This window comes from Streptomyces sp. P9-A2, assembly GCF_036634175.1.
GTDB lineage: Bacteria > Actinomycetota > Actinomycetes > Streptomycetales > Streptomycetaceae > Streptomyces > Streptomyces pratens.
Genome location: NZ_JAZIFX010000001.1, coordinates 7581332 through 7595661 on the forward strand (window position 1 = coordinate 7581332; position 14330 = coordinate 7595661).

The window sequence follows — 14330 nt, forward strand, 5'->3', positions numbered from 1 at the left end:
ATCATTCGTCCCCCCAGTCCCAGGTGCCGAAGTAGGCGGCCTCACCGGTGCGGCGGGCCTCCTCCAACGCGCTCAGGCGCGCGAAGTCGCGAGGCGGCATCAGTGCCTTCCACTCGACCAGTGGCAGGACGCGGACTTCGTCGTGCTCCTGCGGGTTCAGAGCGATGCCCCGGATCTGCGCCGCGGTGAGCCGACCGCCGTCGAAGATCATCCCGATCGTGCTGTAAGGCCAATCGGCGCCGGGCAGCCCGTACACGGTGCCCAAAAGCCGGGGCGGCCCGACCGGCGTCAGACCGGTTTCCTCCCGGCACTCGCGCACCGCTGTCTCCCAGGGCCGCTCTCCCGGATCCATGGTTCCGCCCACCAGCTGCCACGGGTGCCCGGGGGAGTAGACGGAGCGCAACTGGAGTTGCCGGTCGTCCTCGTCGGTGAAGTAGACGCACGCGAACGCGGTGGCCTTCAGGACCGTCTCGGCGTACTGCTCCGGCGGAAGCCAGGCGGGGCCGTTCTTCGGCCCGCTCGTAGCGGCCGGTGCGTTCAGGCGCGTCATCCGCATCAGGAGAGGACTCCCCGCGAAGCCCAGCTCGCGGTAGAGCGGCGCCGCTTCCACACTGGCATGGATCTCGAAGAGCGTGATGTGCTCGACGTGGGAGAAATGGTCGAGCAGCGCGGACACCACCGTCCGGGCGTAGCCGCGACGCCGGACGTCCGGGCGCGTGGCGACGACCTGGACGCGGACGGCCAGCCCCCGGGGACAGGCCGGTGCCGGCAGGACGGGGTGGATCAGACCGAGGGCGCAGGCGGCGAGCGTGCCGTCCGGGGCGTCGATGACGAACGCCCGCGCGTCCCCCGCCTCGGTCAGCCGCGGTGCCAGCTCGTCCGTGCACCGTCGGATCCACTCCTCGCTCAAGGGCTCGGACAGGACGTGCTCGGAGCGCATCCGGACGATGCCCTCGGCGTCGGCGGGCGTGGCCGAGCGGGCCGGTGGCCGCCCGGCGGCAGCCGATGCCGTGTCGCGGTTCATGAAATTCCCCCTGTGGGCGAGTCGGGTGTGCTGTGCCCGGCGCGCAGCCGGGCCAGAGTCCGCCGGCCCCGCTCGACGAGTTCCGGGTCGCCGTGAGCGACGCCGAACGCGCTCCTGCTCACCGCGTCGAGAACCGTGTCGATGACCGCCGCGCCTCCTCGGCGCCGGTCAGGAGCCTGCCGTACCCGGCCGGGAACGCCTTGTGCAGGTCGGGGCGGCCCACCCAGGCGTCGGACATGCGGACCAGGTCCCGTACGGCGGGTCCGGGTTCGCTGCGTTTTGTTTTCACAGAGACCGTGTCCCTCGCAGGTCGTGTCGCTTTGGGCCAGAGCCGAGCCTGCGGCGCGTGTCGCGCTATGACGGAGCACGGTGTCCGATTCCCCGCTGTGGGTGTGGCGAACATCATGTCTCGCCGAACTCGGCGGCCGAGGAGAACTCTACGGGCGGGAGGCGCCCGGGCGGTTGGTTTCGGGGCTGCCCGCTGATGCGTTGTCTGGTATCGGGAGATGCGGCAGGTGTCGCAGGTGCTCTGCATCCCGGCTCGCGGCCCGTCGCCGTGGAGGCGGAAGCGGCCGGGCTTGACGCAGGTTTCGCAGGCGTGTTCGGAAGCGCGGTCGCCCGTTCTGCGAACTTACCGTCGCGATCACCCTCTTGAAAGCAGCCGGCGTCTCCAGTACCAGGACATTCCGCCATCACCCGGCTGCCCGCCCTGGGCTAACGGCTCACGAGAGACGTCGCGCACCTGACCCCAGTCGGACGGTGACGTCCTCGGGAGTCAGGGGGGTGTGCTCCGCATGCCGAACTGCTTGGCCTGGTGGTGGAAGGTGTGGGCGAGTTCGGCGTTGCGCAACAGGGCCTTGGAGGGGATGCAGCCGACGTTCAGGCAGATGCCTCCCCAGTACTGCTTTTCGATGACGCCGACACTCTTGCCCAGCTGGGCGGCGCGGATCGCGGCGACGTAGCCGCCGGGCCCGGCGCCGAGGACGACGACGTCGAAGTGCGTGCTGCTCATGGAGGTTCTCCTTCTTCTTTCGCCCTGGTCATCGTCATGCCGGCGGCAGGTGGTCGCACGGCGGGACGACGAGCCGCCCACCCGCCCCGGTCCGGTGGATGGGCGGCTCGTGGACGCCGGTGTCAGGCGTGGGCCAGGGTCGGGTAGTCGGTGTATCCGGCCTCGCCGCCGCCGTACAGGGTGGCCGGGTCGATCTCGTTGAGCGGGGCATCGGTGCGCAAGCGCTCGACGATGTCGGGGTTGGCCAGCGCGAAGCGGCCCAGCGGGGCGATGTCGGCCAGGCCCGCGTCGATGTCGTCGGCGATCTGTTCGCGGGTGCGGCCGTAGCGGACCACGAGCAGGGCGGTCGGCCACACCTCGCGGAAGGAGCGCAGCAGTTCGTCGTCGCCGACGTGATGGACGTGCAGGTAGGCGAGGTTCAGGGGTGCCAGTTCGCCCACCAGGTGGTGGTACTGGGCGCGGACTGCCTCGGTGTCGCCTTCGTCGATCCCGCCCAGCGGCATGGAGGGGGACAGGCGGATGCCGACCCGGTCCGCGCCGATCTCCTCGGCCACCGCCCTGGCGACCTCGACGACGAGGCGGGAGCGGTTCTCGACCGAGCCGCCGTAGGTGTCGGTGCGATGGTTGGCGTTCGGGGAGAGGAACTGGTGCAGCAGGTAGCCGTTCGCCCCGTGGATCTCCACCCCGTCCGCGCCGGCGGCTATCGCGGAGGCGGCGGCATGCCGGAAGTCCGCGATGGTGGCCTGGATGTCCTGAACGCTCAGCTCACGCGGGACCGGCGTCTTCTTCGGGCCGGTCGCGGTGAACATGTCCTGGTCGGCGGAGATCGCGGAGGGGGCGACCGGCTGGCGGTGGTGCGGGGTGTTGTCCGGGTGGGACATGCGCCCGACGTGCATCAGCTGGATGAACAGTGTCCCGCCGCCCGCGTGCACGGCGTCGGCGACCTCGCGCCAGCCCGCGATCTGCTCGGGAGTGTGGATGCCCGGCGTGTTCGGGTAGCCCTGTCCGTCGGCCGAGGGCTGCGTGCCCTCGGTGATGATCAGCCCGAGGGAGGCGCGCTGACCGTAGTAGGTGGCTGCCAGTGGGCCGGGCGTGCCGTCGGCGTTCGCCCGGCTGCGGGTCAGCGGCGCCATGGCGAGGCGGTGCGGGAGCTCGACGCGGCCGAACTTGAAGGGCTGCCAGAGGGAGGAAGACGTGGTCATGGGGTGCGTGGTCCTTGATGTCGATGTCGAGCGTGGATCGGTCGCCGGCGTCCGCTGTGGATCAAGGGGGACCGGGCGGGCGTCGTCGTCGTGGGACGATGACGGAAGCCGCCTCTGATTCTCATCAGTAACGACTATGCTCATAACTGAGTACAGTCAGAATGAATTCCCCGAAAGGTGTCCCGCATGCCACGCGCTTCCCAGCCGGCAGGTCGGCGCGAGCGGAACAAGCAGCTCAAGCTCGACCGCATCACCGCCGCAGCCCACGAGTTGTTCGCCGAACGCGGCATCGACGAGGTCACCACCCAGCAGATCGCCGACAAGGCCGACATCGGCACCGGCACGCTCTTCCTCTACGCCAAGACCAAGGGCGAGCTCCTCCTGCTCGTCCAGAACTCCCTCTACGCCGAAGCCCTCGAACGAGGCCGGGCGGACGCCGAGAACATCCCGGACGCCCTGGACGCCGTGACGGCGATTGTCCGGCCGGTCGTCGAATGCAACCGGACCCAGGTCGACAACGGGCGCGTCTACCTGCGCGAGATGGTCTTCGGTGACCCCGCCGAGCCCCACCACCGCGAGGCCCTCGCCATCGCCGGGCAGACCGAGGAGGCCGTGGCCGCCGTGCTGTGCCGGGACGCACGGGTCGGCGAGGAGGACGCGGCAACGGCGGCGCGGGTCGTGTCCGCCGTGATGTTCCTCGCGATGGCGGCGAGTGTGAACGTCGCCGCGAGCGTCGACGAGATCGTGCGCGACATCCGGGGGCAGATCGCAGTCCTGTTGACACGTTGACGTCGGCTGCGCAACTTCCACTTCACGGGCATGCGGCCCGGGAACCGGCCGATGTCCGGTGCACGGTGAAGCCGGTGCGCCAGGCGCCGGCGGCCTTCTCCCATCGCCTTCGCCTGGCCGCGGACGCCGCGTCGCCCACGAGCGCGGTCGACGTGCACCCGCACCGCGCCCCTGATCAGCCTGCTTCCGTCAAGGCTGCGTGCGCGGCGGCGAGGATCTCCCCGGAGAGCGGGGAGCCCTTGGTGGCCCGGGACAGGACCAGCGCACCGAACAGGGTGCAGAGGCGGACGATGCCGTCCTGGTCGTCGGTGGCGAGGAAATCGGCGAAGTCGGCCACCCCCTCGGCGTAGACGCGACGGGCCTCGCGCCCCCCGCCTTCGCGCGCGATGTCGGTGGCGAGCGCGGCGACCGGGCAGCCGTCCGCCGGGTCGTCGCGGTGCTCGACGGAGAGGTAGGTGTCGATCAGAGCCTGCTGGGCGGTGCCGCGCTGCCCGTCGTGCCGCTCGAGCCCGGCGCTATAGCGTTGGGCGAGCTCGGCGAAGGCGTGGGCGGTGGCCTCGTCGACCAGCGCCCCCTTGGAGGCGAACTGCTTGTAGAAGGCGCCGTGGGTCAGACCGGCCGCCTTCATCAGGTCGGCGACGCTGACCTGCGTGCCCTGCTCCCGGAACAGCCGGGATGCGGTGTCCACCACCCGCCTGCGATTTTCCTCCGCCTGTGCCTGCGATACGCGGCCCATGACCACCTCCCATTTGGATGTCGACTGGCATCTATCATAGACCCGTGTTTAGATTGGATGCATAATCTAATTTATTGCGGGTGGCCGACGGTGCCCGCCAGGACCAGGAGCGAGCATGGAACTGAAGAACGCGGTCGCGGTCGTCACCGGCGCCAACCGGGGGCTCGGGCGGCACCTGGCCGCCCAGCTCGTCGAGCGCGGCGCGAAGGTGTACGGCGCGGCCCGACGACCCGAGACGGTCGACGTGCCGGGCGTCATCCCGCTGCGGCTGGACGTCACGGACGAGGCGTCGATACAGGAGGCCGCCCACGTGGCGTCCGACGCGACACTGCTGATCAACAACGCGGGTATCTCCACCGGCGCGACGCTGATCGGAGGCGACGTGGCTGAGGTGCGCCGGGAGATGGAGACCAACTTCTTCGGCCCGCTCGCCGCGACCCGATCCTTCGCCCCCGTCATCGAGGGCAACGGCGGCGGCGCCGTACTCAACGTCCTGTCCGCCCTGTCCTGGTTCCACCCGGCCGGTCTCGGCTCCTACGCGGCCTCCAAGGCCGCCGCTTGGGCGCTGAGCGACGCGACCCGTGAGGAGCTGGCACCGCGCGGGATCACCGTCTCGGCGCTGCACGTCGGTTACATGGACACCGACATGGCCGCCGGCGTGCCTGCCGATCAGAAGGTCGCCGCCGCCGACGTCGCGGCCCAGGCCCTCAACGGCATCGAGACGGGCCTGCCCGAGATCCTCGCCGACGAGACCAGCCGGTACGTCAAGCAGAGCCTGTCCGCGGCACCCCAGCCGAACGCGGGCTGACGCTCACCCCTCCACCCCGGCGCGGCCGCCTTCCCACCTCTCGTGCAAGGACATCTCATGCGTTACACGACCTTCGGACACCGGACCGGACTGCGTGTCTCCGAGTACGCGCTCGGCACCGCGAACTTCGGCACGGGCTGGGGTGCCGGCGCCGAGCCGGACGAGGCACGCCGGATCTTCGACCGGTTCGCCGAGGCCGGCGGCACCTTCCTCGACAGCGCGGACGGCTACCAGTTCGGCGAGTCGGAGGAACTGACCGGAAAGCTGATCTCCGCCGACCGCGACCACTTCGTCCTGGCCACGAAGTTCACCCTCGGCGCCGCCCCGCAGCCGGACATCTCCAAGACCGGCAACAGCCGCAAGAACATGGTCGCCTCGGTCGAGGCCAGCCTGAAGCGCCTGAGCACCGACTACATCGACCTGCTGTGGGTGCACTTCCCCGACGAGCTCACTCCGATGGAGGAACTCCTGCGCGGACTCGACGACCTGGTGAGGTCCGGCAAGATCCACCACGCCGCGCTGTCCAACTTCCCCGCCTGGCGCGCCTCGCGCGCGGTAACCCTCGCCGACCTGAAGAACTGGGCCCCGATCGTGGGCATCCAGCACGAGTACAGCCTCGTCGAACGCACCGCCGACCGCGAGCTGCTGCCGATGGCCGAGAGCCTCGGACTCGGCGCCGCCCTGTGGTCCCCGCTCGGCGGCGGACTGCTCACCGGCAAATACCGCAGCTCCGCCGAGGGGCGCCTGAGCGACCTGGGCATGGTCATCCACACCGAGAGCACCGGCCAGAAGACCGCCGTCGTCGACACCGTCCTGGCCATCGCCCAGGAGGCAGGCGTAACGCCCGCCCAGGTGGCGGTGGCCTGGGTGCGCGAGCGCGCCGCCCGTTCCGTGGCCACGCTCGTCCCGATCATCGGCCCGCGCAACCTCTCCCAGCTCGACAGCTACCTCGGCGCCCTCGACGTCCAGCTGACCGACGCGCAGTACACCCGCCTGACCGAGGTCAGCGCGGTGCCGCTCGGCGTGCCCCACGAGGGGATCGCCGCCTCCCTGGACCGCCTCCAGGGAGGCGCCGCCGACCGCGTCATCGCCCCGGCCGTGCCGGTGGCCTGATGGGTGAACACGACCGAGGGCGCGGTGCGCCCGCGCCGCAGCCAGAAGAACAACACAAACTAGTTCGAGAAGTACGGCGGCCATCCGGGATGCGCGCCGCCGAGATACCCGACCCCCGGAAACGCTTTGCTAGGAGTGCTCCGTGAAGGCCTTCGTCCTCGAGAAGTACGGCTCCCCCTTGGGGCAGGTCGAGATGCCCGTACCGGTCCCCGCCCCCCATGAGGTGCTCGTGCGCATGGTCGCGTCGGGCGTCAACCATGCCGACGAGCGGGTCCGTTCCGGCGAGTTCAAGGCAATCTTCCCGTTCCGGCTACCCAAGGTCATGGGCGGTGAGCTCTCCGGCGAGGTCGTCGAGGCCGGCTCCGCGGTACGCGACGTCGCCGTGGGTGACCACGTGTACGGCTATGTCGACTTGGCGGCCACGGGCACCTTCTCCGAGTTCGTCGCGGTCGACGCCGCCACGATGGCACCCGTGCCCCGGTCGGTGAGTCTGGTCGAGGCCGCGGGGCTTCCAGTCGTCGCGCTCACGGCCTGGCAGGCTCTCGTCGAGATGGGCAAGGTGAAGAAGGGCCAGACCGTCCTCATCCATGGCGGGACCGGTGGCGTGGGATCGGTCGCGATCCAGCTCGCCCGGCACCTGGGCTGCACCGTCGCCACCACTGTCTCGACGGCGAACATCGCAGCCGCCCGAGAGCTTGGTGCCGACATTGTCATCGACTACCGCCACGACGACCTCGCGCAGAGCCTCGCCAGCACGCCCGTCGACCTCGTCCTCGACACCCAGGGCGGAGCCACGCTGCAGGCTTCCCTCGGTGTGTTGCGCCCCGGCGGCACCGTCATCGGCATCACGGGCCCGCCCGACCCGGTCTTCGCGCGGCGCGTCGGCGTCAACCCAGTCGTCCGGCTCGCCATCCGGGCCCTGAGTGCCCGTACCCGCCGCCGGGCACGCGCGCTCGGGGTCACCTACCGCTTCCTGTTCATCACACCCGATAGCGCCGCGCTGCGCCAGGTCGCCGGGCTGGTCGACGACGGGGTGCTGCGCCCGGTCATCGACCGGGTGCTCCTATTCGACCAGACCCCGCGGGCTCTCGACGAGGCGCTCGCCGGCGGCACACGCGGCAAGGTACTGGTCACCACCGACCCGAAGGCGGTGACCAACCGTGGCTGAGTCCAACGTCCGTCCCCGCCCGACCACGTGGGCCACGGCGCCCAACCGCCGCATCGTTGTAGGTTCGAACACGCTCGTATACCGCGACCTCGGCCCCGAGAACGGCGTCCCGCTGGTCCTGCTCACTCACCTGGGCGCCACGCTCGACGAGTGGGATCCCCGATTTGTCGACGCGCTCGCCCGCGATCGCCGTGTCGTCGCGCTCGACCTCCCCGGGGTCGGCGGATCCACCGGCCGTGTCCCAGGCACCGTCGCCGCGATGGCGCGTGCGGCGGAGGGGTTCGTGGCCGCCCTCGGCCTGACCCAGATGGACCTGCTCGGATTCTCGCTCGGCGGCTTCGTCGCCCAGCAGGTGGCCCTCGATGCGCCGGGACTCGTGCGCCGCCTCGTCCTGGCCGGAACCGGCCCCGCCGGGGGAGCCGGCATCGACCGTCCGACCGGTGGAGCCTACGTCTACTGGGACATGGCTCGTGCCGCGATGGCCCGCACCGATGCCAAGGAGTTCCTGTTCTTTCCCCGCACTCCAGCGGGCAAGGCGGCAGCCAAGGCTTACCTCGCGCGCCTGCGCGAGCGCGTCATGGACCGTGACGCCCCCATTACACTGTCGTCCTTTCACCGCCAGATCACCACCATCCGGGGCTGGGGCCGGGCTGAGCCGCAGGACCTCTCCCGCATCAGCGCCCCGACGCTCATCGCCAACGGCGACCACGACCGCATGGTCCCCACCGAGCTGTCTCACGACATGCACGCCCGCATTCCCGGCAGCACGCTGATCATCTACCCAGGGGCCGGGCACGGCGGCGTCTTCCAACACGTCGACGAGTTCGTCGACGCCGTGCGAGCCCACCTCCACACCGACAGCTGACATCGGCTGTCCATCGGCTCCTCCGCCCGCACCCTCGGCCTGGCCGACCTCGCCCTCCGCTGGGCCGGGGGCCCAGCCTTAAGAGGTCGTCTCATTTGGGTGGTTCGGTAACCTGGTGCCGTGGGGATTGTGGAGCGGCTGGTGCCGGATGAGTTGTGGGTGTTGTTCGAGCGGGTGGTGCCACCTGCTCCGTCACGGCCGCAGGGCGGTGGCCGTCGGCGGTACGGGGACCGTGAGGTGCTGGCGGCGATCATCTTCGTGGCGACGTCGGGGTGTACATGGCGGCAGTTGCCGCCGTCGTTCGGCCCCTCGGGGCCCACGGCTCACCGGCGGTTCACCGAGTGGAGCAAGGCCCGGGTGTGGGCCAAGCTTCACCGTGTGGTGCTGGATGAACTCGGGGCACGCGGTGAGCTGGACTGGTCGAGGTGTGCGATCGACTCGGTGAACATGCGGGCCCTGAAAAGGGGGATCTGACGGGTCCGAATCCTGTGGATCGAGGCAAACCCGGGTCGAAAATCCACTTGATCACCGAACGATCCGGTCTGCCCATCTCGATCGGCATCTCAGGCGCGAACCTGCACGACAGTCAGGCTCTGGAGCCCTTGGTGCGGGGCATCCCGCCCATCCGCTCACGCCGCGGGCCCCGCCGAAGGCGGCCGGCCAAGCTCCACGCCGACCAGGCCTACGACAACCGTCACCTGCGCCGATGGCTCCGGTCCCGCGGCATCACCCACCGCATCGCCCGCAAAGGCATCGAGCCCTCCCAGCGTCTTGGCCGCCACCGCTGGACCATCGAACGCGCCATGGCCTGGCTCGGCGGATGCCGCCGCCTCCACCGCCGCTACGAACGCAAAGCCGACCACTTCCTGGCCTTCACCAGCATCGCCTGCACCCTCATCTGCTACCGCAGACTCACCAAATGAGACGACCTCTAAGCCCACACCATAGTCCGCAAAGCGAAGCAGGGGGACCCACCCCGTCCATTAACGTGCGAAAGGGCCATCGCCTGAGAAAGGGAGAGCGGGACGGTCACACCCGTGGCCGATCTTCGGGCGACCGGTGGCGGAGCCGGACGGTGCCGCCACCGCCACCAGGGGAGTGCCGTGCCAGGAGGCATGAGTGCCACGGCCCCGGGCGCGGCAGGTCAGATCCGGTCCCGCCCCAGCTCCGCGACGAACCCGGACCATGCGCTCCACGCGAACGCGAGCTGAGGGCCACCGCGCTCCTTGGAATCCCGTACGTGTATGGCGGTCGGGTCGGCGGCGACTTCTACGCACTCGCCGCCGTCCCCGCCGCTGTATGTGCTCTTGAACCAGTGGAGCTCGTTGGGCTGTTGGCTGTTCATCAGTCTCCCAGCAGCTTCTCGATCAAGGCCGAGGACTCAGCCGGGTTGAGCGCCTGCCCTCGGATGCTTCCGTAGCGTGCGGTCAGCATACGGACCTCCTCCGGATCTGTGATCAGACGGTTGACGCTCTGGAACTCTCCATATCCGACCGGTGGTTTGCCCTTCGGCGTGAGGAGGATGAACGGCCCTTCCATACCCGCGTGCCCCTGGCAGTTCAGCGGAAGCACCTGGATCTCCACGTTGCGCAGCTTTCCCAGCTTCAGAAGATGCCGCAGTTGCTCCTGCTGTGTGGTCCGGCCGCCGATCTCCCGGCGCAGCACCGATTCCTCGATGACCGCTGTCACCATGGGAGGTGGCCAACAGGTCAGGATCTGCTGGCGGTCGAGCCGTGCGGCCACTCGCTGCTCAATGGTCTCTTCGTCGAGGAACGGACGCCGTGCCGTGAAGATCGTCTGCGCGTACCCTTTCATCTGCAGGAGACCCGGCATCGTCAGTGTGCTGTAGAAACAGATCTCTACTGCCTCCGCCTCCAACCGGGCGTAGTCCCGGAACCACTCGGGATGCCGCACCCTCCGCTGGGTCTTCGCCCGTTCCACGTCTTCCGCCGCGGACGCGAGCAGGCCCCCGCAGTCCAGCAACTGGTCCACCGTGACGAGCAGTTTGGGCTGAGGTGTTCGCCGTGCCCGCTCGACCGACGAGATCGTCTCCTCGCCGTACCCGAGCCGGTCGCCCAGCTCCTTCTGGCTCAGCCCGGCCCGCTCCCGGGCCACCTTGATCTGTCGGCCGAGGGCCCGGAACAGGTCCGCGACCTCGTCCGTGCCGTCCGCCTCGTCGCCCGTGGGAACCCCCGTACCCGGCTGTGCTGCCATGCCGTACCACCACCCTGTTCCTTGTGCAGAGGACGAACCGGCGAAAGCCCGGCCGGGACACGGCCGTACGCCCGTACATCGCACCTTCCGTCCCGGGACAGTCACCCTGCGTACCGCCCAGAGTGCTCCACACAGTAGGACGAATCGGTCACCCTCGGTGATGTGAATCAGGAAACCGTCACCGCACCCGGTGAACCGACCGTCGGCACAGCCCACTTCCGCACCATGTTTCCCACCACGGCGCATGGCGCGCACACCGCACGCCATGCGGCTGAGCGCTGGCTCGCCGCACAACAGGGGCGGCCGGAACCCGCCGCCGACGACAGCACGGCCACGGCCTCCCTCCTCATCGCCGAACTGACCGCGAACGCGGCCCTGCACGGCCGGGTGCGGGGCAGGAACGCACGTCTCGCTCTCACCCTGACGCCCGCCACCCTGCGGATCGAGGTGACCGACGCGCGGGGCGAACGTCTGCCCGCCCCGACCCCGGCCGCCGATACCGACAACGACGGTGAGTCCGGGCGGGGCCTGCTCCTCGTCGCCTCGCTCGCCGACGCTTGGGGCTGCGAGCCCCATCACCCGGGTGGCAAGACGGTGTGGGCGGAGTGCGCTCGGCGAGCTGCCCGGACAGGGCGGTAGGCAGGGCAAGGGCACTCTGCCGCCGGTGCCCCGCCCGCCCTGCTCACCACAGCCCGGCCGTCGGCCGACCCGCCCTCAGGACGTGCCCTGGCCCTCCCAGCGGTCCCGGAACCACGTCAGCGTCTCGGTGAGCAGCTCCCGGTTGTGGTCCTTCTCCAGCAGGGACAGCCGGATGTTGGGACGCAGCTCCAGCTTGCCCTCCGGGAGGTCGACACCGTCCAGAGTGTTGAGACGGGTGAGGAGTTCGGCGCGCAGCGCGCGGTCGGTGAACGGCTCCCGCGCGGCGAGGTACTGGAACACCACCTCCGCCGTGCCCCCGCGCCCGGCACCGGGGTAGAGCGTCATCGGCCAGATGCCGCGACCGGGGCCGCCCGCCTCGCCGAGCATGAGGTACGCGCTCGTGGTGACATGCCCCGCGCCGTGGCCGATCCAGCCGCCCAGCGCCTCCCAGTGGGCGAAGAGCGCGCGGACCGCTTCGACCGTCTCGGGGGAGTCGTCCGCGGCGAGCTGGCGGAAGAACCGTTCGGCGCGGGTCTCCTCGCCCGGTGCTTCCACGGTTCCTTCCTGCGCGGTGTCCTCACCGTCCGCCCGGTCGTCGTCCGTGCCGGCGAGCAGCGCGGCGAGGTCGTCGGCGGTGAGCCGCTGGGCCGGGTCGCCGGCCCCGGTGGCCGTGAAACGGACGCCGTCGGCGGCCAGCCGGGCGCGGACGTCGTCACTTCCCGCCTCCTGGGGCGCCGCCCACCGGAAGCCGTCGGAGACCTTGCCCTCGGAGGTGAGGACACGGTACGCGTTGGCCACACCGGGGGTGTTGGCCAGGTGGTTGCCCACGGCCTGGGCGCCGGAGCCGAGGAACGCGGCGAGGTCGCCGTACGAGGTCCACATGCCGTGGGGGAGCGCGGCGAGGACCTGGTGGGCGAGTTGCCAGTCGCGGCTGCGTTCCGCGCGGCCGACTCCGCGCAGCGGGGCCGGCCATAACGCGATGGCACGGTCGGCAAGTTCGTCGGCGCGGGCCAGGATCTCGCGCACGCCCCAGCGTTCGGTGGCGGCGATGCGGCGGTTCATCTCCAGGTGGCTGCTGTGCAGCAGATCCTGTTTGCGCTCGAAGGGGTGGTTGGACAGCTCCGCATTGACCGCGGTGAGCGTCAGGTTGCCGAGGGTGTGCTGGAACTGCGCGTGCAGTTCCTCCGCGGTCTCGCCCTCGTCGGCCTCCTCGCTCAGGGCGCGCAGCCACTCGTCGCCGGGCGACTGCGGCATGACGTGCTCGATGGTGAGCTGCGCGGCGGCGAAGTCGACCGGTTCGGGATGCTCGTAGCTCTCCTCCAGCCGTTGCAGCACCAGCTTGCGCTGCTGCCACCGGCCGTACTGGTAGAACGGCGCCGTCCTGATCTTGTCGCGCAGTTCGGCGTCGTCGGGCCAGAAGCGGTTCTCGGAGGAGAGGAGCCGGCGCAGTCCCTCGGTGACGGGCACGTCGAGCGGGAGCTGTCCGGGCACGGCCTGGAAGATCCGGTTGAGGTTGTTGACCGGGACCCGGCAGATCATCCGGCGGACGAGGAAGCTCTCGATGTACGCCAGGGCGCGGGCGGTCTCAGAGGAGTCCAACTCCCCGCGCTCACGCCGATCGAACAGCAGCATGAGGGCGGGGTAGGTGACGGCTGCCTGCCACGCGTCCAGGCGGCGGAGTGCGGCCCTGACCGTGGGATCGGGTTCCTCCTCGGGGTGCAGCAGTCGGCGGAAGAGGGCGCTGTGACGGTGCAGTTCCCTGACGTACTCCTCGATCTCCCCCTCGCCCGTCTTTCTTTCCTCGAAGCGCTTCTGCTGGGCCGAGTACAGGTCTTGGCGGCGGACCCGGTCGTCCCCGTCGAGCACCAGTTGCAGCCACATGAGCTGTTCCAGCTCGTCGTTGCTCAGACGGTCCTGCAGAGGGAGCCAGTAGGTCTCGTAGACGTGCTCGCCGCGCGTCGGAAGCCGCATGAAGAGATAGTTGCGCAGCAGGTCGGCCTGGCTCAGCTTGAGGCCGGTGTTGTTGAGCGACTCGAAGATGCGGTGCACGTTGTCGCCGCGCTCGGCGGTCACCGCCACCAGCGTGAGCCGGGAGGTGATCGCCTGCTCGATGCGGAACACGTCCTGCGGGGCCGCCGGATCGTCCGCCTCGACGAGCTTCTTACGGAAGAAGGTGTAGGCGGTGGCGACGCCGCTGCCGGTGTCCTGACCGGTGAGGGAGCCGCGGATGTGGGCGGCGAACTGCGGCCGGTCCGCCTGCGTCGGCAGCAGGCGGAGGTGGTCGTTGCCGCTCTTCCGCTTGTTGATCAGGTATTCCTCGTCGATGCGCTCGGCCTCGTCCGGCTGAGTGGCCGCGACATGATCGCGGATGGCGGCCAGGGCCAGGGACAGCGTGGTCAGCCGCTGCTGGCCGTCGACAACGAGCCAGCGAGGGAACGTCACCTCGTTCTGCGGTGACGGCGCGAGCACGACCGAACCGAGGAAGTGTGTGCTGCTGGCCTTGCCCTCCTCCGACTCGAGCAGCTCGGCCTGTTCCAGGATGTCACTCCACAGCTGCTTGAGGTGCTTCTCGGTCCAGGAGTAAGTCCGTTGGTAGAGAGGCACCTGGAACTGCTGGGCCCGGCCCTGCACGAGATCGGCGAACAACGTCTCTTTGGCCTGCATGATGGCCCCCTTGATCCTCGATCGTCCGCCGCCGATTACATCAGGCCCGGCCGACCTCCGTATCGGAAAAGCCCATGATGCGCGGAACCATCGGAG

Annotated in this window: 14 protein-coding genes and 1 pseudogene; 7 read left to right on the forward strand and 8 right to left on the reverse strand. The window is 69.9% G+C overall.

Annotated features, from left to right (window positions below; genetic code table 11):
- Position 1: 1 nt before the first annotated feature.
- The 4 genes and pseudogenes from V4Y04_RS34080 to V4Y04_RS34095 form a co-directional block, all read right to left on the reverse strand.
- Positions 2-1024, reverse strand: a complete 1023-nt coding sequence (locus tag V4Y04_RS34080) for a GNAT family N-acetyltransferase (protein WP_332432173.1) — start codon at positions 1022-1024, stop codon at positions 2-4.
- 118 nt (positions 1025-1142) lie between these two features.
- A complete protein-coding gene (locus V4Y04_RS34085; protein ID WP_332432174.1) occupies positions 1143-1313 on the reverse strand; it encodes a hypothetical protein in 171 nt (56 codons plus the stop codon).
- Positions 1314-1814: 501 nt separating this feature from the next.
- A pseudogene (locus V4Y04_RS34090) lies at positions 1815-2036 on the reverse strand (FAD-dependent oxidoreductase); the annotation flags it as partial.
- A gap of 122 nt (positions 2037-2158) precedes the next feature.
- On the reverse strand, positions 2159-3238 hold the full coding sequence (locus V4Y04_RS34095; RefSeq protein ID WP_332432175.1) for an alkene reductase: 1080 nt from the start codon (positions 3236-3238) through the stop codon (positions 2159-2161).
- 186 nt (positions 3239-3424) lie between these two features.
- Here V4Y04_RS34095 and V4Y04_RS34100 point away from each other — a divergent pair, with 186 nt between their 5' ends.
- Positions 3425-4027 (forward strand): TetR/AcrR family transcriptional regulator, encoded by a 603-nt coding sequence (locus V4Y04_RS34100; RefSeq protein WP_332432176.1) that lies wholly within the window; start codon positions 3425-3427, stop codon positions 4025-4027.
- Between the two features lie 175 nt (positions 4028-4202).
- Here the strand turns inward: V4Y04_RS34100 and V4Y04_RS34105 are convergent, their stop codons facing one another.
- Positions 4203-4763, reverse strand: a complete 561-nt coding sequence (locus V4Y04_RS34105) for a TetR/AcrR family transcriptional regulator (protein ID WP_332432177.1) — start codon at positions 4761-4763, stop codon at positions 4203-4205.
- A 115-nt stretch (positions 4764-4878) separates the two neighbouring features.
- On the opposite strand from V4Y04_RS34105, the gene V4Y04_RS34110 reads away from it, so the two are divergent.
- The 5 genes from V4Y04_RS34110 (at position 4879) to V4Y04_RS34130 (ending at position 9640) form a co-directional block, all read left to right on the forward strand.
- A complete protein-coding gene (locus V4Y04_RS34110) occupies positions 4879-5571 on the forward strand; it encodes an SDR family oxidoreductase (protein ID WP_332432178.1) in 693 nt (230 codons plus the stop codon).
- 57 nt (positions 5572-5628) lie between these two features.
- Positions 5629-6684: an aldo/keto reductase gene (locus tag V4Y04_RS34115; protein ID WP_332432179.1), complete on the forward strand. Its 1056-nt coding sequence runs from the start codon at positions 5629-5631 to the stop codon at positions 6682-6684.
- Positions 6685-6826: 142 nt separating this feature from the next.
- Positions 6827-7852, forward strand: coding sequence for an NADP-dependent oxidoreductase (locus V4Y04_RS34120; protein ID WP_332432180.1), 1026 nt, complete (start codon positions 6827-6829; stop codon positions 7850-7852).
- Complete coding sequence (locus tag V4Y04_RS34125) at positions 7845-8717, forward strand: alpha/beta fold hydrolase (protein ID WP_332432181.1); 873 nt, start codon at positions 7845-7847, stop codon at positions 8715-8717. The genes V4Y04_RS34120 and V4Y04_RS34125 overlap by 8 nt, the downstream gene beginning before the upstream one ends.
- Before the next feature lie 129 nt (positions 8718-8846).
- Positions 8847-9640 (forward strand): IS5 family transposase gene (locus tag V4Y04_RS34130; RefSeq protein ID WP_443080221.1). Its coding sequence is split into 2 segments (ribosomal slippage): positions 8847-9186 and positions 9186-9640, totalling 795 coding nucleotides; the frame shifts between segments, so codons are not numbered across the junction.
- 221 nt (positions 9641-9861) lie between these two features.
- Here V4Y04_RS34130 and V4Y04_RS34135 read toward each other — a convergent pair.
- Both V4Y04_RS34135 and V4Y04_RS34140 read right to left on the reverse strand, forming a co-directional pair.
- Positions 9862-10062 (reverse strand): DUF397 domain-containing protein, encoded by a 201-nt coding sequence (locus V4Y04_RS34135; protein ID WP_332432182.1) that lies wholly within the window; start codon positions 10060-10062, stop codon positions 9862-9864.
- The gene (locus tag V4Y04_RS34140; protein WP_332432183.1) at positions 10062-10931 is read right to left on the reverse strand and encodes a helix-turn-helix domain-containing protein; all 870 of its coding nucleotides are present in this window, start codon (positions 10929-10931) and stop codon (positions 10062-10064) included. Before V4Y04_RS34140 ends, V4Y04_RS34135 begins: the two co-directional genes overlap by 1 nt.
- Before the next feature lie 162 nt (positions 10932-11093).
- Here V4Y04_RS34140 and V4Y04_RS34145 point away from each other — a divergent pair, with 162 nt between their 5' ends.
- On the forward strand, positions 11094-11570 hold the full coding sequence (locus V4Y04_RS34145; RefSeq protein WP_332432184.1) for an ATP-binding protein: 477 nt from the start codon (positions 11094-11096) through the stop codon (positions 11568-11570).
- Positions 11571-11645: 75 nt separating this feature from the next.
- Here V4Y04_RS34145 and V4Y04_RS34150 read toward each other — a convergent pair whose 3' ends face one another.
- Positions 11646-14234 (reverse strand): GmrSD restriction endonuclease domain-containing protein, encoded by a 2589-nt coding sequence (locus tag V4Y04_RS34150; RefSeq protein WP_332432185.1) that lies wholly within the window; start codon positions 14232-14234, stop codon positions 11646-11648.
- Positions 14235-14330: the final 96 nt, after the last annotated feature.